17 protein-coding genes and 1 pseudogene are annotated in these 18,479 nt (G+C 68.7%); 11 read left to right on the top strand and 7 right to left on the bottom strand.

Annotated elements, in window-relative coordinates:
• Positions 1–4: 4 nt before the first annotated feature.
• From G1H11_RS05115 to G1H11_RS05090, 6 genes and pseudogenes are all read right to left on the bottom strand, one after another.
• Positions 5–1,054 (bottom strand): Gfo/Idh/MocA family protein, encoded by a 1,050-nt coding sequence (locus G1H11_RS05115; protein ID WP_163816652.1) that lies wholly within the window; start codon positions 1,052–1,054, stop codon positions 5–7.
• Entirely contained in the window at positions 1,051–2,253 is a 1,203-nt protein-coding gene (locus G1H11_RS05110) for an MGH1-like glycoside hydrolase domain-containing protein (RefSeq protein WP_163816650.1), read from the bottom strand. The genes G1H11_RS05115 and G1H11_RS05110 overlap by 4 nt, the downstream gene beginning before the upstream one ends.
• On the bottom strand, positions 2,250–3,299 hold the full coding sequence (locus tag G1H11_RS05105; RefSeq protein ID WP_163816648.1) for a zinc-binding dehydrogenase: 1,050 nt from the start codon (positions 3,297–3,299) through the stop codon (positions 2,250–2,252). The genes G1H11_RS05110 and G1H11_RS05105 overlap by 4 nt, the downstream gene beginning before the upstream one ends.
• A 19-nt stretch (positions 3,300–3,318) precedes the next feature.
• Positions 3,319–4,203 carry a carbohydrate ABC transporter permease gene (locus G1H11_RS05100; protein WP_343074813.1) on the bottom strand — a complete coding sequence of 295 codons (885 nt, stop codon included), beginning with the start codon at positions 4,201–4,203 and terminating at the stop codon, positions 3,319–3,321.
• Between the two features lie 38 nt (positions 4,204–4,241).
• Positions 4,242–4,973, bottom strand: a pseudogene (locus G1H11_RS05095) (carbohydrate ABC transporter permease); the annotation flags it as partial.
• A gap of 263 nt (positions 4,974–5,236) precedes the next feature.
• A complete protein-coding gene (locus tag G1H11_RS05090; protein ID WP_163816644.1) occupies positions 5,237–6,631 on the bottom strand; it encodes an ABC transporter substrate-binding protein in 1,395 nt (464 codons plus the stop codon).
• Positions 6,632–6,865: 234 nt separating this feature from the next.
• Between G1H11_RS05090 and G1H11_RS05085 the strand changes: the two genes are divergently transcribed.
• The gene (locus G1H11_RS05085) at positions 6,866–8,023 is read left to right on the top strand and encodes an ROK family transcriptional regulator (RefSeq protein ID WP_163816642.1); all 1,158 of its coding nucleotides are present in this window, start codon (positions 6,866–6,868) and stop codon (positions 8,021–8,023) included.
• 74 nt (positions 8,024–8,097) lie between these two features.
• On the opposite strand, the gene G1H11_RS05080 is transcribed toward G1H11_RS05085, so the two are convergent.
• Positions 8,098–8,736, bottom strand: coding sequence for a TetR/AcrR family transcriptional regulator (locus G1H11_RS05080; RefSeq protein ID WP_163816641.1), 639 nt, complete (start codon positions 8,734–8,736; stop codon positions 8,098–8,100).
• A 125-nt stretch (positions 8,737–8,861) separates the two neighbouring features.
• Here G1H11_RS05080 and G1H11_RS05075 point away from each other — a divergent pair, with 125 nt between their 5' ends.
• The 10 genes from G1H11_RS05075 (at position 8,862) to G1H11_RS05035 (ending at position 18,467) form a co-directional block, all read left to right on the top strand.
• Positions 8,862–9,716 (top strand): 3-hydroxyacyl-CoA dehydrogenase family protein, encoded by an 855-nt coding sequence (locus G1H11_RS05075; RefSeq protein ID WP_163816639.1) that lies wholly within the window; start codon positions 8,862–8,864, stop codon positions 9,714–9,716.
• Entirely contained in the window at positions 9,716–10,333 is a 618-nt protein-coding gene (locus G1H11_RS05070) for a class I SAM-dependent methyltransferase (RefSeq protein WP_216843461.1), read from the top strand. Before G1H11_RS05075 ends, G1H11_RS05070 begins: the two co-directional genes overlap by 1 nt.
• Positions 10,330–10,512 carry a hypothetical protein gene (locus tag G1H11_RS25125; protein WP_216843460.1) on the top strand — a complete coding sequence of 61 codons (183 nt, stop codon included), beginning with the start codon at positions 10,330–10,332 and terminating at the stop codon, positions 10,510–10,512. Before G1H11_RS05070 ends, G1H11_RS25125 begins: the two co-directional genes overlap by 4 nt.
• A 105-nt stretch (positions 10,513–10,617) precedes the next feature.
• Positions 10,618–12,654, top strand: a complete 2,037-nt coding sequence (gene paaZ / locus G1H11_RS05065) for a phenylacetic acid degradation bifunctional protein PaaZ (protein ID WP_163816637.1) — start codon at positions 10,618–10,620, stop codon at positions 12,652–12,654.
• A complete protein-coding gene (gene paaA, locus G1H11_RS05060) occupies positions 12,651–13,613 on the top strand; it encodes a 1,2-phenylacetyl-CoA epoxidase subunit PaaA (protein WP_163816635.1) in 963 nt (320 codons plus the stop codon). Before paaZ ends, paaA begins: the two co-directional genes overlap by 4 nt.
• Positions 13,614–13,659: 46 nt before the next feature.
• Positions 13,660–13,950: a 1,2-phenylacetyl-CoA epoxidase subunit PaaB gene (gene paaB, locus G1H11_RS05055; RefSeq protein ID WP_163816633.1), complete on the top strand. Its 291-nt coding sequence runs from the start codon at positions 13,660–13,662 to the stop codon at positions 13,948–13,950.
• An 8-nt stretch (positions 13,951–13,958) separates the two neighbouring features.
• Positions 13,959–14,840 carry a 1,2-phenylacetyl-CoA epoxidase subunit PaaC gene (gene paaC, locus G1H11_RS05050; protein ID WP_163816631.1) on the top strand — a complete coding sequence of 294 codons (882 nt, stop codon included), beginning with the start codon at positions 13,959–13,961 and terminating at the stop codon, positions 14,838–14,840.
• Positions 14,834–15,337 (top strand): 1,2-phenylacetyl-CoA epoxidase subunit PaaD, encoded by a 504-nt coding sequence (gene paaD, locus G1H11_RS05045; protein ID WP_163816629.1) that lies wholly within the window; start codon positions 14,834–14,836, stop codon positions 15,335–15,337. The genes paaC and paaD overlap by 7 nt, the downstream gene beginning before the upstream one ends.
• The gene (gene paaE, locus G1H11_RS05040; RefSeq protein ID WP_163817090.1) at positions 15,334–16,422 is read left to right on the top strand and encodes a 1,2-phenylacetyl-CoA epoxidase subunit PaaE; all 1,089 of its coding nucleotides are present in this window, start codon (positions 15,334–15,336) and stop codon (positions 16,420–16,422) included. The genes paaD and paaE overlap by 4 nt, the downstream gene beginning before the upstream one ends.
• Positions 16,423–16,583: 161 nt before the next feature.
• Positions 16,584–18,467, top strand: coding sequence for a histidine kinase (locus G1H11_RS05035; RefSeq protein ID WP_163816627.1), 1,884 nt, complete (start codon positions 16,584–16,586; stop codon positions 18,465–18,467).
• Positions 18,468–18,479: the final 12 nt, after the last annotated feature.

Raw genomic sequence — 18,479 nt, 5'->3', positions numbered from 1 at the left:
CTCCTCACAGTGCTATGCGGACGTCGATTGCGGAACCGGAGCGTTGCGCTGAGCGACGTGCCGCCTCGACCAGGCCGAGGGTGGCGAGGTTGTCCCGTGCAGAGTTCTCTGGTTCCCGTCCTTCGGCCACGGCATGCATCAGTTCGCCCATCGCACCGGCGAAACCGTCGACGAACCACTGCCCGTCCAGTGCGAACCGGGTGGTGCGCTCGCCGTGCTCGAGCTCGACGGAATCCGATCCGAGCAGTACGCTGCCGCGGATCGTGCCGTCCGTCCCGTGAATCCAGAATGGGCAGGACCCGCTGCGTGTGTGGACGTTGCCGGGCACCTGGATGTGTGCCCGGGCGCCGTCCTCGCACTCGACGGATACCGACGCCGCCCAGGGATTGCGTGCGTGCCCGGGTTGCCCGGGTGTCCGGGTGTCGCTCGCGGTGACCGTCCGCACGCTCGTGCCGCTCAACCAGCACCGGGTGATGTCGATCCAGTGCACGAGGTAGTCCGTGATGAGCATGTGCGGTATGTCGTCGAACGGGGTGCCGGCGAGCGGCGGAAGTGGCTTGTCGTGCAGGTGGGTGACGCCGAGCACCTGCCCGACGGCACCGTCGCGCACCAGCAGGGTCGCCAGTCGCCACGCCGGTGCCCAGCGCCCGTTCTGGTTCACCGCGAGCCTGAGCTCGCGGCGCTCCGCCTCGGCCAGCACGGGCGCCAGCTCGGCCGGGTCCGTGGTGAGCGGCTTCTGCGCCAGGACGTGTTTGCCCGCCGCCACGGCGGCGGCGACCCACCGCAGGCGGTCCTGGGCAGGTGTCGCGATGTCGACGACCGCCACCCGCGGGTCGGCGAGGAGCTCTTCCGCGGTCTCGTATACCTGTGCATGGCCGACGCGATCAGCGAGCGTGGCCCTGGTCTGCGGTGACCGGCTCCACACGCCGACGACGTCCACTCCGTACTTCTCGTAGGCGGGCAAGTGAGCGCTCTGCGCGATGCGTCCGCACCCGAGGATCCCGACGCCAAGGCGATCGTCCGGGAAGGAGGGCCGATAGTCCGGCGCGCTCATCGCAGATGCTCCTGCGCCATCGCGAGGACGATCCCGGTCCAGGACTGTGGTGCCGCACCCAGCCCCTCGCCCGTCTCCGGGTTCCAGTACTCCGCCCAGCCGGACGTGCGCGCGGCAGCGATGGATCGCCGAGTCAGCCGCGCCGCGTCCTCTGCCCGGCCCCAGCGAGCCAGAGCCACACCGAACAGATAATTCAGCTGCGGCCACGCGGGCCCGCGCCAGTATGTCGCCGGATCGTACGACGCGTGGTCCCGCGCGACGTTCGCCGGACCCGACGGCGCACCGAAACGACCGGGATCGTCCAACTGCGACAGGGCCGCCTCGGCCTTGGCGCGGTCCGAGGTGACCAGGGCTCCCAGCGCTCCGTCGCTGATCGGGGAAGAGACGGAAGGGCCACCACCGACGACGGCCCGGTCCGCCCACAGCCGCAGCTCGGCATTCCACAGGTGCTGGTCGATGGCCTCCGCGAGCAGGCGGGAACGCTCGACCAGCCGGGGATCGCCGGTCAGGGCACCGAGCTCCGCCATCGAGAACGCCGTCAGGGCGTTGAAGCCCGCGGGCGCCGCCACGAACGACGCCGACCAGACAGCGGCACCGTCGTCGTCGAACCGCACGTGGCGCATCTGGTCCTTATTCCAGGCCGTGCGCGCGGCACGGTTGTAATCGGCTGGCGTACGTCCGGGTGCGCCCCAGTCGTCCCACCGCACCGAGTGATCGTTGCCCGCCTCCCACGGATGCACGATCACCAGCAGGCCGTCCGGGGTGCGGCGGTGTTCCCACAGCCAGTCGAACGCCCGCACGGCCCGGCGCACCACCTCGTCGGGCACCTCCATGCCACGTTCGTGCACCACCCGCGCGGCATGTCCGAAGATCGGCGGCTGTGTCAGGGACGACACTTGGGGCAGCGGCCCCAGCCAGGTGTCCGGCCCCTCCGGGCCGTAGCGCATGTGCGGGATCATGCCGCCGTCCAGTTGTCCGGCGAGCACGGCGGCGAGCTCGGCCGGGGCTCGCTCGTCCTCGAGATGAGCCCACACGATCGCGTGGAAACACGAGTCCCACAGCCACAGATGCGGGTAGACACTCGGATTCGGCACGCAATACCCGCGTGTGTCATCCCAATGTGCCTGCATGAGGGACCGGACCTCGGCACCGAGCCCAGCGGACGTCACGTCGTCGTGTGCCTCCGGATGCGCGGTCATCGCGGATCACCGAAGTCGAGTACCACCTGCAGGGTCTGCTCCGCTCCGCGGTCGAGCAACGCGAAGGCGTCCGCTACCGCGGCCGCGGGGAGCACGTCACTGACCAGGGGCTTGGTATCCAGATCTCCGCGGGCAATGCGGGAGAGGAACACCGTCCCGAGCCGCTGAGGTGTCCAGCGCGCGCCGAGAGACACGGGCGTGGCGCCGATCTGACTGGCCACGATCTGCACCCGGTTGTGGTGGAACTCCTCTCCCAGCCGCAGACCGCCGGCCTCCCCCTGGTAGAACCCCGCCGCCACCACGCGGGAGTCCGGCGAGACGGCGCGGACGGCTTCGTGCAGGGCGCGATAACTGCCACTCAGCTCGATCGCCGAGTCGGCGCCGGGCCCGCCCGTGAGGTCGCGGACAGCTGCGCCCGCCCCAGCGGGCGAGTCCGCCGAGAGGGTCGCCTGCGCTCCGAATTGAACAGCCAGGTCACGACGACGGTCCACCGGATCGATCGCTATCGCGTCGGCACCGCTGAGCGTCACCAACCGGGTGGCGAGCAAGCCGATGACGCCTTGCCCGAAGACCGCCACGGTCTCGCCCAGACAGGGGGCGGCTGCCAGCACAGCGTTGAGGGCGATCGCGCCGACCCGGGCGAACACGCCGTCCAGGACGTCGATGCCGGCCGGCAGGACCTGGCCGGCAACCCGATTCGCTGGGATGACGGCGTCGCTCCGGTGCCCCCACGCACCGTAGATCGTGGTGCCTACGCTCACGTCTTCGACATCGTCCGCTACCTCGACGACCTCGCCGACCTCCGAGTAACCCCACCCCATCACGGGATACGGAAAGGTAGGCGGCCCGTCGACGAAGATCCGGCGTTCGGTGTCCCAGCTCTTCGTCAGGTACGGGTTGGTCCCGCGGAACGCGGTCAGCTCCGTCCCGGCGGAGATACCGGAGTAGCGGGTACGGACCCGGACACAACCGGTGGTCAGCGGTTGCGCTTCGCACGCGACGAGTTCGGCGCGTCCGGGCTCGGTGAATTGGACGATCTGTGGCATGGAGGCCTTTCCGGGCGGGTCAGCCCTTTTCGGCGCCGGCGGTCAGGCCGTCGGTCAGGAGCCGTTCGGTGGCGAAGAAGATGACGATGATGGGCAGCGTCAGCACCACGGAACCGGCCATGAGCACCGTGGTGGGGATCTCGATGCTGCCTGAGAGTTGCGAGAGCCCGAGCGAAACGGTCCAGCTGTCTCGCCGTTCCACCAGGAACAGCAAGGCGAACAGGAACTCGTTCCAGGCGATCATGAAGACGAACAGCCCATTGGACACGATGGCCGGCATGGCGAGCGGCAGGGTGATCCGCCGCATCGCGCCCAGACGGGTGCATCCGTCGATCGCGGCAGCCTCTTCGAGGCTCACGGGGACCGTCTGAAAGTAGTTGCGGAGCATGAAGATCGTGACCGCTACCACCTGGGCGACATAGACGACCAGCAGCCCGATCAGCGATCCGCGCAACCCGATGCGGGTGAAGAACACGAACAGCGGGACCGCGAGGAGGATGCTCGGAAAGAAGTAGACCGCGAGGAACAGGGCGCTGATCTGGCGGCGACCGAAGAACCTCAGGCGGCTGATCGCGTATGCGCCCGGCAGCGCGACAAGCAGGGACAACGCGACCGTCCCGAGTGCCACGACGGCACTGTTCCGCATGAACAGCAGGAAGCCCTGACCCCCGTCACCCTGCGGACGGAGCACCGCCAGATAGGTGTCGAAGCTGAGTTCGGAGACGCTCACCCACAGCGCACCGGGGTCCCGCAGCACTCCCGACAGGTCACGAACGGAGAGCATCGCCATGTAGTAGAAGGGGAACACGGTCGCGATCAGCAGGACCGCGATGACTGCGACACGCAGAATTCCCAGGGTCTTGTTCTCCACACGGTCCCGTGACCAGTTCCGTGACCGGTGCACCTGTGGGAGAGCACGCCGCTCGCTGACAGTCGTTTCGGTCACGCGACCTCCTCCTTCCGCGCGAACCGGCGCATGTACACCCCGACGAGAAGCGCGAGGATCAGTGCGAGGACGAGCGCCTGTGCCGACGCGGCTCCGATATCGCCCCGGGAGGTGAGGAAGTCGAAGACCCGAACCGCTACGACCTCGGTTCCCGCTCCTCCGCCTGTGAGCAGGTAGATGTCGTCGAAGCTGTTGAAGGTCCAGATGAAGCGGAGCACGGTCAGCACGGCGATCGTGGGCATCAGCTGGGGAAGGATCACGTACCGGAATCGCTGGAGGGGGGTGGCGCCGTCGACGCGGGCGGCCTCCTCGATCCCGGCCGGGACGGCATGAAGACGTGCCGTGAGGAAGATGAACGCGAACGGGAACGAGCGCCATGCCTCGAAAGCGATCACGGTGAGCAAGGCGATGGGAATACCCGTCGACCAGCCGAAGATGGATACGTCGAGGGTGCGCTGGGTGAGGAACGCGATCGGCTCGTCCCAGCCGAGCAGTCGCGTGCCCCAGTGGTTCACCACGCCGAACTGGGGATTGAGCATCGTGCGCCAGACGAAGGTCACGGCGACCACGGGCGCCACGTAGGGAAGGAGCATGCACGCGCGCACCAGGTTGCGGCCGCGGAACGGCTTGCGCAGCGCGAGCGCGGCGATAAGTCCGATGACGATGGCGCTTCCGGTGCCGAGCACGGAGTAGACCAGAGTGGTGAACAACGCCTCCAGAAACCCCGACGACGTGAGCACCTGGGTGAAGTTCGCCAGCGTGAAGTCACCGAACAGGCCGGCCCGTCTCAGGTTGATCAGCCGCAGATCCTGGAAGGCCAGCAGGATCGTCCAGATGATCGGGACGACCACCACGAGGAGCACGATGATGACCGTGGGCGCGATCAAGCCGAACCCGGCGCGCGCCTCGGCCCGCGCCATCGTGGAGGTGCCCCGGTCGGGGCGCGGTCCGGTGCCATGTGTGCTCCGGCCCGCGCCCGTCACGGGCAGGCTCATCGCAGCGAGTCCTGGATCTCGCGCAGTGCGTCGGCCGCCTGCTTGGCGGCAGCCTCCGGCTCCGCGCTCCCGCTGGTCACATCACTGACGGCTTGGGCGACGGGGAGTTCGCCGAGCGAGGCGCCGACGAGATCTCCCTGTCCTTGGGTGATCCCCCAGCGATTGAGATCGGACAGCCCGTCGCGAAGGGCCTCCAGCACCTCGGGCGGGTAGTGCTCGTCGAGCGGGGCTTTCGTGTCGACCCCCACCGGAAGGGTCTGCCACGCGTCGACGTACTCGGTGGGATTGTCCGCGGTGCCCTCCCGCACGGGGAACTTGCCCTCGGGGGCGATGCCCACCCAGTCCAGGTAGCCATCGCTGAGTACGTACTCGATGAACTGCCGCGCCGGCTCCGGCGAGGCGTCGACTGTCGCCGTCCACGAGGTGATCTCACCGAACTGAGCCGGAGCAGTGCCGTCAGGACCCTGGATGGCCGGGACGATCCCCGTGTTGGCCGCAAGGTAGGCGGGATCGTCTTCGCATTCGTCGCAACTCGGCATCGCGTCGTCGCGCAGTCCGGCCATCTCGTCGAGGACGAACGTCGACCAGATGAACATCGCAGCCTGACCCGCGAAGTATGACGCTCGCACGGTGTCCACGTCCTGGCCTCCGGCCACGGAGTGGTTCTGTACCAGGTCACCGTAGAACTCCAGCGCCTGGACGCACTGCGGGCTGTCGAAGAGGACTGTGCCCGCCTCGTCCACCATCTGACATCCGTTGCCGAGGGCGATGTGCTCGAAGGTCTGCTGCGTGAATGCCGCTCCAGGGGTGGTGGCGCCAACGAAGCCGGCTAGGCCCTGCTCGTCCAGCGCCTGCGCGGCGGCGAGGACGTCCTCATAGGTCTGCGGGGCGTCGAGGCCGGCATCCTCGAACAGGTCCGTCCGGTAGTAGAGCAATTGCGCCCATGATTCGCTGGGCACGGCGAGCTGCTGGTCGCCGTCGCGGGTCATCTCCAGGGCACGTTCGTTGAACGTCGCCGCACCCAGCGATTCGATCACGGCCGCGTTGATGTCGGTGCCAGCCAGCTCGTTGGCGGCCAGGGTACGTACGGCGGCCAGTGAGATCGATCCGATCACGTCCGGCAGGTCACCTGCTGCGGCGGCCGACGTGAGGAGTTGGTTGAACTGGTCTTCCGCCACGCCTACCAGCTCGACCTCGATGCCGGTGGCGTCGGTGAAGTCATCGATGATGGCCTCGGTGGCAGCCACCCGATCCGGCAATGTGTCGGTCGTCCAGACCACGATCGGGCCGTCACTGGAGGCGCCGGCATCGTTGTCTTCTCCGCTCCCGCAGGCGGCCACTGTCACCACCGCCGCGAGCGTCGCCACAGTGCGTACTGCGCGTGTTGTCATCAGGTATCCCCTTACAGGTCACAGGGACGAGTCCGCGCGGACGTACGTGTGCCGCACGCCCAAGTACCGCCGCGCTTGCTGCGTGTCGTCCCGGCCGTCGTTGGCGTCGTTATGCTGGCACACTAGGCGACATATGCATAGTGTCTATGCATATTTCATCAAACTGTTATGCTCCGAAGGACGGCGAACACGGCCCATCGGCGGGCCCCACGCGCCAGGTGAAGGGAGAGTTCGATGGCGTCGGGACCGGGTGATGTGCTCGCATTGATCCGGACGGGCACGGCCCGCACCCGCGGGGAGATCATGGATGCCACCGGACTGTCGCGCATGACCGTGGCCCAGCGAGTCGACGCACTGCTCGCCGACGGTCTCATCCGCCACGCCGGCACAGCGAGCGCATCCCGCGGCCGCCGCGCGACGCACTTGGAGTTCAACGCGGCCCATTCGGTCGTGGTGGTCGCGGCGGTCGAGACCACCCATGCCCGGGTGGCGGTGACCGATCTCGTCGGGCGAGTTCTCGTGGAGCATGACATCGAGGTCGCGGTGGCCGACGGTCCTGAGTCGGCTCTGCACGCGGTCAGCCAGGCGATCGACCAGAGTCTCGAGCACACGGGCGTGACGCGGTCTCAGGTCAGCGGCGTCGGAGTGAGCATCCCGGGTCCGGTGGATCCGGACACGGCGCGCCCGAGTCAACCACCGATCATGCCGGGATGGGACGCCTACCCGGTGGCCGACCATCTCGAGGATGCGCTCGGAACGGGCCCGGTCCTGGTAGAGAACGATGCGAATGTGATGGCGCTGGGCGAGCAGAGTACGAACTACCCGTCCTGCGACACCTTGTGCTTCGTGAAGGTCTCCACCGGGATCGGCACCGGCATCGTGCTGAACGGCCGGATCTACCACGGCGTCGACGGCGGAGCCGGCGACATCGGCCACGTGCGCCTCTCCGACTATCCGGATGCTGTCTGCCAATGTGGTTCCCGGGGCTGCCTCGCCGCCGTGGCGAGCGGTCGCGCTGTGGCGAGCGCGCTGTCCGGAACCGGCATCGAGGCGCATTCCGGACGGGACGTCTCTCGGTTGCTCGCTCAGGGCGACACGACGGCGATGGGGCTCACGCAGGACGCCGGGCGCCGCATCGGCGAGGTCATGGCCACCGTGGTCTGCCTTCTGAATCCCGAGATCCTCGTCATCGGCGGTGCTCTCGCTTCGGCGCCGTTGATCAGCGGAGTACGGGAGAGCCTGTACCCGCTGTCACTGCCACGTGCCACCCGCCACCTCGACGTCAGGTTGTCGACCTTCGGTGAGAACGCCGCCGTCGTCGGGATGACCCGGATGGTCGTCGACCACGTGTTCGCCCCCGCGGCCGTTGACGCGCGGCTTGCTGCGCGCTGACGCGATGCGGGGCCCCCCTCGGGAGGGCTGTGCCGGGTGGCGAGGTGTCTGTGATCTCCACCGACGGACGGCCGTCAACCCTGGTGGCCGGCCTGTCGTGGAGCGGAGCGGATGCGCATGCCGTCGAACGTGATCTTGCAGACGGCGTCGGCGAGCTGGGACGACGAGGTCCCGCGATCCGGGCGATACCACTCGATCAGCGAGTTGACAAGGCCGAACAAGAGCCGGGCGGTGACGTTCGGGTCGATGTCCGGTCGGACGTCGCCCTCGGCCTCGGCCTCGTTGACCAGATCGGCGACAAGACGGTCGAATTCTCGACGTCGGGCCAGGGCGGCTCGCTCCACGTCCGTGTTGCCGCGCACGCGAAGAAGGAGCGTGACGTAGGGCAGCTGTTCCGCCAGGACGGCGACACTGCCGCGCACCAGTGCCTCGAGCCGTTCGATGGCTCGCCCCGGCATCGTCTCGACCTCGGCCACCACGTCGAACAGGCTGTCGAGGGCGCGGTCGACGGCGAGCCGGAGCAGGTCGTCCTTGCTCGACACGTGGTGGTAGATGGCGGACTTGGTGATGCCGAGCTTGCGGGAGAGATCCTCCATGCTGGTGCCGTCGTATCCGCGTTCGTTGAACAGATCCACCGCGACCGCGAGAAGTGACTCCAGGTCGTAGCCCGGCCGTCCGCGCCGGGCGGGACGAGAGCTCGGGTCCGCGGTCATGGCGTCGAGTATCCCAGCTCGGGCCGGAGCCGGGTCACATGGGACGCTTGCTTACCGACCGACTGGACGGTAAACAAAGTGAGCCCGGCGCTCGCAGCGCCGGCATACCTTCACGAGGAGAGTCGATGGCGGTACCGGAGACAGTCGCGGTGGTCGGCGGGGGCACCATGGGGGCCGGGATCACCCACGTGTTCGCCGCGGCGGGTGCCCGGGTCACAGTCGTCGAAAGCGACGAGACCGCCGGCGAGGCTGCCAGGGTCCGGATCGCGGGCAGCCTCGAACGGGCAGCTGGGAAGGGCAAGCTGGGCACCGGCGTCGACGAGGTGTGGGCGCGGGTCGATCTTGTCGCCGGCATCGCCCACCTGCCGCGCGACGCCGATCTCGTGGTGGAGGCGGTCCCCGAGACCCCCGATCTGAAGGCAAACGTCCTCGCGGCAGTCGAACGCATTGTGGGCGAGAGAACCGTCCTGGCCAGCAACACCAGCTCGCTCTCGATCACCGAGCTCGCCGCCGTGCTGGATGATCCCAGCCGATTTCTCGGCATGCACTTCTTCAATCCGGTACCGGCCTCCAGGCTGGTGGAGATCGTCGGCGGGCAGCAGACGGCGGCCGAGGTCCGGGACCGGGTCGTGGACTGGGTGCGGGCGCTCGGCAAGACGGAGGTGGTGGTCCGTGACTCTCCGGGCTTCGCCACGAGCCGGCTCGGCGTGGCCCTGGGTCTGGAGGCCATCCGCATGCTGGAGGAAGGCGTCGCCGACGCGGAGGCCATCGACACGGCCATGGAGCTCGGCTACCGCCATCCCATGGGCCCGTTGCGCTCTACCGACGTGGTTGGTCTCGATGTGCGGCTCGCCATCGCCGAGTATCTGAACTCGAAGCTCGGCGACCGGTTCGAGCCACCGCGGCTGTTGCGCGACAAGGTCGCCCGCGGAGAGCTCGGCCGCAAGACCGGGCAGGGCTTCTACCGTTGGGAGCACTGATGGGTGACGACTCTCGGCAGCTAGCTTCCCTGGCACGCGCCTGGGACGACGCGGCCAGCGAGTACGAGCGGTATTTCGTTCCGCGCTTTGCCCCCTGGGTCGACGCCGCGGTCCAGGAGGTCACGGAGGTGGTATTGCCGCCCGGGCCGGTCGTGGTGCCCTGCTGCGGGACTTTTCCCGAGTTGCCGGCGCTGACCGCAGCCCTTCCCGGCCGCGACATCGCCGGTATCGACCTTTCTCCGGGGATGGTGGAGATCGCCCGGCGGCGCGCTGCCGGTCTGCCGCATGTGCGGCTGGTGGTGGGTGACGCTGCAGATCTCGCCCCGGAGTGGACAGCCGTGTGTGCCGGTGTGGTGTCCGTGTTCGGCTTGCAGCAGTTACCCGACCCCGAGGCTGCGCTGGGGGCCTGGGTCTCGGCGCTTCGGCCCGAGGGGCGGCTCTCGGTGATGTACTGGCCGGACACACTGGAGGACGACGGTCCGTTCGCCGTGCTGGACCGGGTTCTCTCCGGTGCGCGTCCTCGGGCAGGCGATGCCTGGGGGGGGACCGGCTCGCCGACGTGGTCCGTGCCAGCGGAGCGACGCTCGAGCGAGACGAGTATCAGGCCTTCACCATGACTCATCCGGATGCCGCGAGCTTCTGGGCGGCGATGACCACCGGTGGACCCCTGCGTGCGCTGGCGAATCGCCGGGGTGAGGCCTTCATGCAGGCAAGGCGGGACGAGTTTCTCGCGCTGGCACCCCGTGGCCCATGGCGCCATGAGCCGCGGGCGCGCTGGGTCGTCGCGCGTCGCTGACTCTCGTCCCTGCGCGGGCGGTGAGGTAGCCTGGGTCTTAATTCCTGAACGTTCGGTTGGTAATTCGTCCGCTCGGGCGGGGGAACGACGAGGAGGTCGCCTCGAATGACCGCACTTCGCAGCTACGCCGCAGGCGTGTGGCAGGCGCCCGCGGACGACGGCGCGCCCTTGCACGACGCGGTCACGGGGGAGGAGATCGCCCGTATCTCCTCGGCCGGGATAGACATGCGCGAGACCCTGAACTATGGCCGCCGTGTAGGCGGCCCGCCGTTGCGCGCGCTCACCTTCCACGAGCGAGCGCTGCTCCTGAAGCAGCTCGCGCTCTACCTGCAGGAGCATCGAGACGAGCTCTACGTTCTGTCGTATCGCACCGGTGCCACCCTTTTCGACGCGAGGTTCGACGTCGACGGCGGCATCGGCGTGCTGTTCTCCTACGGCAGCAAGGGACGGCGCGAGCTGCCCAACGACACGGTCTACGTCGACGGTCCGGTCGAACCTCTGGGCAAGGGTGGCACGTTCGTCGGCCAGCACATCGCCACGCCGTTGCGCGGCGTGGCGGTGCAGATCAACGCATTCAACTTCCCGGTGTGGGGGCCGCTGGAGAAGCTTGCTCCCGCCTTCCTGGCCGGTGTTCCCACACTGATCAAGCCTGCGAGCCAGACCGCGTACGTGACGCAGCGGCTCGTCGAGCTGATCGTCGACTCCGGCATTCTCCCCGAGGGATCCCTGCAGCTGATCTGCGGGGGTGCAGGCGACCTCCTGGACCATCTGGGCGAGCAGGACCTGGTGTCGTTCACCGGGTCGGCCTCCACCGCGCAGCGGCTGCGCACGCATCCAGTGATCGCCCGCCACTCGGTCCGGTTCAACGCCGAAGCGGATTCGCTCAACCTGTCCGTCCTCGGCCCGGATGCCGGTCCGGACTCGGCGGAGTTCGGGCTCTTCGTCAAGCAGCTGGTCACCGAGATGACGGTGAAGGCTGGGCAGAAATGCACGGCGATCCGCAGGGCGTTCGTGCCCGCGGAGCGCCTCGACGATGTGGCTGAGGCGGTCCGGGAACGGCTGGCGAAGATCGTGATCGGCGACCCGTCCCGTCCCGACGTCCGGATGGGGGCGCTGGCCAGTCTCGAGCAGCGCGAGGAAGTGCGTCGTTCCCTGAAGGCACTCATGGACGCCGGGAGCGTTCTCTTCGGCGACCCCGAGCGGGTCGAGCTGGTCGACGCGGATCCGGAGCGGGGCGCGTTCGTCTCACCGGTCCTCCTGCGGGCAGACGACCCAGGACGGGCGGAGCCGCACGAGGTCGAGGCGTTCGGGCCGGTGTCCACGCTCCTGCCGTACACCTCCACGGACCAGGTGGTGGAGCTGGCGGTGCGCGGCGCGGGCAGTCTGGTCGGCTCCGTGGTCACCGGCGACGCGGCGTTCGCCCGGGACGTGGTGCTCGGCGTCGCTCCGTGGCACGGCCGGCTGCTCGTGCTCGACGCGGAGAACGCCAAGGAATCCACCGGCCACGGGTCTCCGCTGCCGATGCTGGTTCATGGGGGCCCGGGACGAGCCGGCGGCGGGGAGGAGATGGGGGGCATCCGCGGGGTGCTTCACCACATGCAGCGCACCGCCGTGCAGGCGTCGCCCACGGTGCTGAGCGCGGTGACGAACCGGTGGGTCAACGGCGCGCCGTACGGCGACACCGAGGTTCACCCGTTCCGCAAGTCGCTGGCGCAGCTGCGGGTCGGCGACACCGTCGTAGCCGGTCCCCGAACGGTGACCCGCGCGGACATCGACCACTTCGCCGAATTTACGGGTGACACGTTCTACGCCCACACGATCGAGGAGGCAGCCGCGGCGAACCCGTTCTTCGAGGGGATCGTGGCGCACGGATACCTCGTGGTCTCGCTTGCCGCCGGGCTCTTCGTCGACCCGGATCCAGGGCCGGTGCTGGCCAACTACGGCCTGGAGAATCTGCGCTTCCTCGCCCCGGTGAAGCCCGGCGACGAGCTCACCGTGACGTTGACGGCGGTCCAGATCACCCCGCGTGTCGACGCCGACTACGGCGAGGTCCGGTGGAACGCGGACGTGGTGAACCACGACGGCGAGCTGGCTGCCCGTTACGACGTCCTCACCCTCGTGGCCAAGGAGGCGACCGCATGACCGCGACCCTTCCCGAACAGGACCTGGAACGGCACTTCGAGCACGTCATCGAGCGTGACCAGCGCATCGAGCCCAGAGACTGGATGCCGGACGGGTACCGCAAGACGCTGATCCGCCAGGTCGCCCAGCATGCGCACTCGGAGATCATCGGGATGCAGCCGGAAGCGAACTGGATCACCCGCGCCCCGTCGCTGCGCCGCAAGGCGATCCTGCTGGCGAAGGTGCAGGACGAGGCCGGGCATGGGCTGTATCTGTACTCGGCTGCGGAGACGCTCGGCGCAGACCGTACGGACCTTACCGAGAAGTTGATCGAGAGCCGGCAGAAGTACTCGTCGATCTTCAACTACCCGACGCTCACCTTCGCCGACGTCGGCGTGATCGGGTGGCTGGTGGACGGCGCGGCCATCTGCAACCAGGTGCCGCTGTGCCGGAGCTCCTACGGCCCGTATGCGCGGGGGATGGTCCGGATCTGCAAGGAGGAGTCCTTTCACCAGCGGCAGGGCTACGAGCTGCTGATGACCATGACGCGGGGAACGGACGCGCAAAGGCGGATGGTCCAGAACGCCACCGACCGCTGGTGGTGGCCGTCGCTGATGATGTTCGGCCCGCCCGACGACGCCTCTCCCAACACGGCGCAGTCGATGGCGTGGAAGGTCAAGCGGCACACCAACGACGAGCTGCGGCAGCGGTTCGTGGACATGACGGCGCCACAGGCGGAGGCACTGGGGGTGACCCTGCCGGACCCGGACCTGAGATGGAACGCCGAGCGCGGCCATTTCGACTTCGGTGAGATCGACTGGGCCGAGTTCAAGCGCGTCGTCAGCGGACACGGGCCGTGTAACGCCCAGCGCCTGGCCCAGCGTCGCCGGGCCCATGAGGACGGTGCCTGGGTCCGGGAGGCCGCGGCGGCGCACGCAGCTAAACACCACTCCCGTGATCATTGGCGTTCACCTACGTGACCAGGTACGCGAAAGCCAATGATCATGGGGAGGAGGGGAGTCCACGATGAGCGAACGAGCGGCCTGGCCACTGTACGAGGTGTTCGTGCGCAGCAAACGTGGCCTGAACCACGTGCACGTCGGCTCACTGCGAGCCGCCGACGCGACGATGGCGCTGCACCACGCCCGCGATGTGTACACGCGCCGCAACGAGGGCGTGAGCATCTGGGTGGTGAGGTCGTCTGACGTCACCGCGTCCAGCCCGGACGAGAAGGACCCGTTCTTCGCGCCGTCGGCGGACAAGGTCTATCGCCACCCCACCTTCTACGACATCCCCGACGACGTCCCGCACATGTGAGGCCTGCCGTGTCCGACAACGCCTACGAAGCGATCACCGAGGCACACGACGACGCCCGATGGGCCTTCGGCACCGGGTTCGAGGATCCGCTCGCCGGCGTCGACACCTCGCTGCCGGACAGCGTGGACGGCGACGACCTGGCTGCGTACTGCCTGATGCTGGGCGACGACGCGCTGGTCATGTCGCACCGGCTGCAACAGTGGTGCACCAGCCTTCCCGAGCTGGAGGAGGAGGTGGCGGTGGCGAACATCGCGCTCGACCTGCTCGGCCAGGCTCGCCTGTTGCTGACCCGCGGGGGTACCGCGGACGGCTCCGGCCGCGGCGAGGACCGGCTCGCGTTCTTCCGGGAGGAACACGAATACCGCAACGTACGGCTGGCGGAGCTGGTCAACGGTGACTTCGCGGAGCTCGTCGCCCGGCTGGTGGTGTTCTCCACCTGGCGGCTGGCCCTGCTGAGCCGGCTGTCGGAGTCCCGGGACCCGGTGCTGAGCGCCGTCGCCGCCAAAGGGGTCAAGGAGGTCACCTACCACCGCGACTACGCTGCCCGATGGACAGTCCGGCTAGGAGATGGAACCGACCACTCGCGCGGCCGGATGCAGGCCGGCCTTGCCGTGGTCTGGCCGTACGTCGACGAGCTGTTCGCCGCCCACGAGGTCGAGCTGCGGCTCAGCGCCGCCGGGGTGGCACCCGATCCATCCGCGCTTCGGGACGAGTTCGACAACGTCCTGGCCCAGGTCCTGTCGGCGGCCACGCTCAGCAAGCCTGAGGCCGGTCAGCTGCCGGGCGTCGGAGGCCGCGCCGGGCGGGACGGGGTCCACACCGAGGCGATGGGCTACCTGCTGGCCGAGATGCAGAGCGTGGCCCGGGCGCACCCGGAGGCGACATGGTGACCCTGACGCGTGACGCCCGAACGGTGGCAGAGACGGTCACCGACCCGGAACTTCCCATGCTCACCCTCGCTGACCTCGGTGTCCTCCGGGACGTTGAGGTGGACGGCGGACGGGTCACCGTCTCGATCACACCCACCTACACCGGCTGTCCCGCCATGGATACGATGCGCGACGATCTCGTGCACGCCCTGATGGACGCGGGATACGACGCCGTGGAGGTGCGCGTGGTCCTGGCGCCACCATGGAGCACCGACTGGATCAGCGACGACGGCCGGCGCAAGCTCGCCGAGCACGGCATCGCACCGCCGGGCCCCGCGCCATCGGCGGCGCCGGGGCCGATACCCCTGTCGCTCGGTCCGACCGTGCGGGTTGTCCACTGCCCCCACTGCGGATCGGCGAAGACCGACGAGGTGTCCCGGTTCAGCGCCACGGCCTGCAAGGCCCTGCGCCGCTGCCGGGCCTGCGCCGAGCCGTTCGAACACGTCAAGGAGATCTGAGCGTGACCGTCGCTTTGAGCCCCCGGCTGCGTGGACAGTTCCACCCGCTGACCGTGGCCGCCGTCGACCGATTGTGCGACGACGCCACGGCGATCACCTTCGACGTTCCACCGGAGCTGGCCGAAGCGTACGCGTTCCGGGCCGGTCAGTCGCTCACCGTGCGACGAGTCGTCGACGGGCGAGACGAGCGTCGCTCCTACTCCATCTGCGCACCCGAAGGCTCGGCTCCCCGGGTCGGTGTCCGGATGGTGCCCGACGGGACATTCTCGACCTGGCTGGTGCACGAGGTGCGCCCCGGTGACCGGATCGAGGTCGGCACGCCCACCGGCACCTTCACCCCGGATGCCCAGGCGCCGGGGCGTCACGTGCTCATTGCGGCCGGATCCGGCATCACGCCAGTGCTGTCCATCGCCGCCACCGTGCTCAGTCACCCCGACTCGGCCGTCACGCTCCTCTACGGCAACCGCCGCGCGGACACGGTGATGTTCGTGGACGAGCTTGCCGATCTCAAGGACCGCTATCCCGACCGGTTCGAGCTCATCCACGTGCTCTCCCGCGAACCGCGTGACGTGGAGCTGTTCACCGGCCGCTTGGAGGCGTCGAGGCTGGCGGCTCTGCTCGACCAGCTCATCGACGTCGATGAGGTGGATCACTGGTGGTTGTGCGGGCCGTTCGACCTGGTCATCGACGCGGAAGAGCTGCTCAAGCTTATCGGTGTGCGCCCGGAGCGGATCCACCACGAGCTCTTCTACGTCGACGACGTCCCGCCGCCCCCGGTCAAGCATGAGGAAGCCCCGCTCGACGGGGCCACCAGCGATGTGACGATCGTGCTCGACGGCCGATCCACCACGACGAGCCTCTCCCAGGAGACCACAGTGCTCGAGGGCGCCCAACGGGTCAGGCCGGACCTCCCGTTCGCGTGCAAGGGCGGTGTGTGTGGCACGTGCCGGGCGAAGGTCACCGACGGCGAGGTCACCATGCGGCGCAACTTCGCGCTGGAGGACGCCGAAGTGGATGCCGGGTTCGTTCTCACCTGCCAGTCGCTGCCCCGCACAGAGAAGGTCACCGTCGACTACGACGCGTGATGGTCATCCTTCGTCAGATGGCTTGCCCGAGGGCGGCTCCAGACCCCGGAGCCCCCGGGTGACAATGAACTCCGCCTTGCCAATCGATGCCGGCTCGGACATGCTCACAGTCGACGGCGACATGACCACAGTGTTCCGCCGCAGGCGAGGGGAGACGAGTGGTGAGGCTGAAACCGTGGTTCGCGTGGTTCCTCGCCTTCGCCCTCATCGCCGTCCTCGTTCCGGTCCGGATCGGTGCTCTTCTCGACGACCTCTCGTACCGGGAGGAGCAGTCGGCGGGCTTGACGGCGGTGGGCATCGCGGCCGTCGCTGGACTGTTCGGCATCTACATCCTGGTGATGCTGCGGCGCGGCCCCGTGCGGGTGTTGCTGAGTGTGCAGGCCCTCCTGGCCTTCGGTCCGTACGCCGTCATCGGGCACGGCTGGGGCGGAATCGCCGGCCTGCTGGGTGCGGTGCTCTTGCTGACCTTGCGCCCGCGCGTTGCGTGGCTGCTCCTGATAATCGTCGTCGGGACGGACGCGACCGTCCGATCGGCATTCGGCGTGCTGCCGGCCTCCACCGGGTACGAGTGGGGCACAGTTCTGCTCGTCGACGTGAACGTGGCGATCGTCCTGTTCGCGATAGCGCGGCTCGCCCAGCTGGTTCAAGCGACTCATGATGTGCGGCAGCGGCTCGTCGCTGTCGAGGTGGAGGCCGAGCGGGAGCGCGCCGCGGACCGGCTCCGGCGTGCCCTCGGCGATCAGCTGGCGGTCGTCGTGCAGCGAACGCGAACTGTCTTGGTCGCGCCGGAGCCGAGCCGGGCCGAGCTGGCGGAGTTGCGTGAACTGGTGAACACGACGGTGTCCGGCGCCAGGCCGGTGACCAACATGCACCGGGCGCCGCGTCCCGCCGGCGCCGCGGATACGTCCGCACCGGCCCGGTCGGCCGAAGCGGCGCAAGAGGCCCCGTTCCGGTTCTGCTGGTGGGTGGCGTTCGCGATGGTAGTGACCTCCTCCGTCATCTCGATCATGAATCTGGGGTCGGAGCAGACACCCACCCTGGGCGCGAGCGCGTGGGCGGTGAGCATCGCGGTGGTGCTCGCGGCCGGTGCGTTCCAGCTCTATCACGGCACGCCACGAGCGGGCGGGTCGGCGCCGCGGTGGTGGCGCTGGACCTTGCCCGCTCACCTGCTCATGCTGGCCGCTGCGATCCTGGTGGTGTCCGGCCCTGGCCTGGTGCCGATTCTGGCGCTGGCAGGTGGCGCGGCGCTGACCAGATTGCGGCCCGCCATGGCGTGGCCGCTACTGGCGATCCTCTGCGGGTTCGTGACCGCTACGGCCGTCGCCCAGGCCGGACTCTCCGGCCTGGGTTTCATGCTGTACTGGGCGCTGTCTCCGGTGGGGTGCGCTCTCGCCGTGTATGCCCTGTGCAGGCTTCCGGAGATCAGCGGATGGCTTCACGGGACCCGGGACGAGCTGGCCCGGTCGGCGGTGCTGGCGGAGCGATTGCGATTCGCGCGGGATGTCCACGACGTGTTCGGCCTTCATCTGACGGTCATCACCATGAAGGCCGAACTCGCCTGGAGAACGGTTGGCGACGCCGCCGCGGTCCGCGGCCATCTCATGGACCTGGCACGTAGCGCGGAGCTCGCGCTGGTCGAGGTGCGTGCCGTCGCCGGCATCGCGGAGGAACTGAGGTCCGCCAGTGAGCTGGCCATTGCCAAGCGAGTCCTGGAGGCGGCAGGCGTCGACGTGACGGTGGAGGTGACCGGCCCACCCCCGGCCGACCGCCTGGACAGGCTGCTGGCCATCGTGATCCGGGAGTCGGTCACCAACGTCGTGCGGCATTCGCAAGCCGGGCGCTGCACCATCTCCCTCGACACCGCCAACGGCGTGGTGCGCCTGCTCGTGGGCAACGACGGAGTCGGGACGGACAGCGAGAGCGGTGTGGACGGCCACGGCAACGGACTCGTCAACCTCGCCACGCGCGCTGAGGTGGTGGGCGGCCGGGTGGCGGTCTCCTCCCAGGACGACAGCTTTCTCCTGACCGTCGAAGTGCCCGTGTAGTAATGCCTCGCC

The sequence above is a fragment of the Phytoactinopolyspora alkaliphila genome (assembly GCF_010550695.1).
Classification (GTDB): Bacteria; Actinomycetota; Actinomycetes; order Jiangellales; family Jiangellaceae; genus Phytoactinopolyspora; species Phytoactinopolyspora alkaliphila.
Note: the sequence above shows the minus strand (reverse complement) of the source record. Positions and strands in the feature narration are given on the sequence as shown.